Origin of the sequence: Actinokineospora sp. NBRC 105648 (genome assembly GCF_030269645.1) — a bacterium.
GTDB lineage: Bacteria > Actinomycetota > Actinomycetes > Mycobacteriales > Pseudonocardiaceae > Actinokineospora.
This window is the reverse complement of sequence record NZ_BSTR01000107.1, coordinates 1-1,374: the sequence shown is the minus strand read 5'-3', so window position 1 is coordinate 1,374 and position 1,374 is coordinate 1. Positions and strand designations below refer to the sequence as shown.

Here is a 1,374-nt window from a genome sequence, read left to right as displayed (position 1 = left end):
TACTCCAGCCGCACTTGGTGATCTTCGTGGTGTAGGTTGTCGATCTTGTGTTGACTGATGAGGATCTTGACGCCTGGGTGGCCGGGTTGGATGAACTGTTCGCCCAGGTGGCGGGCCGGTTCTACCGGGTCGAACCCCGGCGTCGGGCCCGCGCCTACGTGCGCGGTCTGCTCGCTCCGCTGGCGGGCAAGAACGGCTGGACCCTGGCCGAGGCTGCCGGCGACCTCACCCCTGACGGGATGCAGCGCCTGCTCAACGCCGCCACCTGGGACGCTGACGGCATCCGTGACGACGTCCGCGGCTACGCGGTCACGTATCTGGGCGAGCGCGACGGTGTGCTGATCGTCGATGAGACCGGATTTCTGAAGAAGGGCACCAAGTCCGCCGGGGTGCAACGCCAGTACTCCGGCACCGCCGGACGGATCGAGAACTGTCAGCTCGGCGTGTTCTGTGCTTACGCCACCAGCAAAGGCCGCACGCTGATCGACCGGGAGCTGTACCTGCCCAAGTCCTGGAGCACCGACCGGGAGCGCTGCCGCGAAGCCGTAGTGCCCGACGAGATCGAGTTCGCGACCAAACCGGTGCTTGCGCAGCGGATGCTCGCGCGGGCGCTGGATGCCGGGATCCCGGCGAGTTGGGTCACCGCCGACGAAGCCTACGGCGGAGACTCGAAGTTCCGCCGCTGGCTGGAAGAACAGCGGATCGGCTATGTCGTGGCCGTGCCCAGTAGCCAGACCATCCCCGCGGTGGCCGGCACCTCTCGCGCCGATGTACTGGTGGCCCACGCACCGGCTGAGGCATGGAAACGCCACAGTTGCGGCGAAGGCGCCAAAGGACCACGCCTGTTCGACTGGGCCGTCGCCGAGTTGCCCACCTACCCCGACACCACCCCACCCGGCTGGGGACGCTGGCTGCTGGCCCGCCGTTGTCTGACCCGCAACAGCAAGGGCGAGTACGAGATCGCCTACTACTTGTGTTGCGCCCCAACGGGAACAACCGACGAAGACCTCATCCGAGTTGCCGGGGCCCGCTGGGCGATCGAGGACTGTTTCCAGACCGCGAAGACCGAGGTCGGCCTGGACCAGTACCAGGTGCGCCGCTACGACGCCTGGTACCGGCACGTCACCCTGGCCATGCTCGCGCACACCTACCTGGCCGTGACTGCGGCGATCGCCCCAAAAGCCCTGGCAGCGGCCTCATCCCAGTCACGCTGGGCGAGGTCAAGCGTCTCCTGGCACACCTGATCACCACCCCGTACAACCGCGTCGCGACCTGGGCCTGGTCCCACTGGCGCCGGCGCCACCAATACCGCGCCCAACAAGCCCACTACCAGCGCAGACAGACCCAATACTACGAAGTGCGGCTGGAGTACTA

At 66.9% G+C, this 1,374-nt stretch carries 1 protein-coding gene; it reads left to right on the top strand.

Features of this window, described 5'->3' with window-relative positions:
* The first annotated feature begins 47 nt into the window (after positions 1–47).
* On the top strand, positions 48–1,244 hold the full coding sequence (locus tag QSK30_RS36570; RefSeq protein WP_502871947.1) for an IS701 family transposase: 1,197 nt from the start codon (positions 48–50) through the stop codon (positions 1,242–1,244).
* The last annotated feature ends 130 nt before the right edge of the window (positions 1,245–1,374 follow it).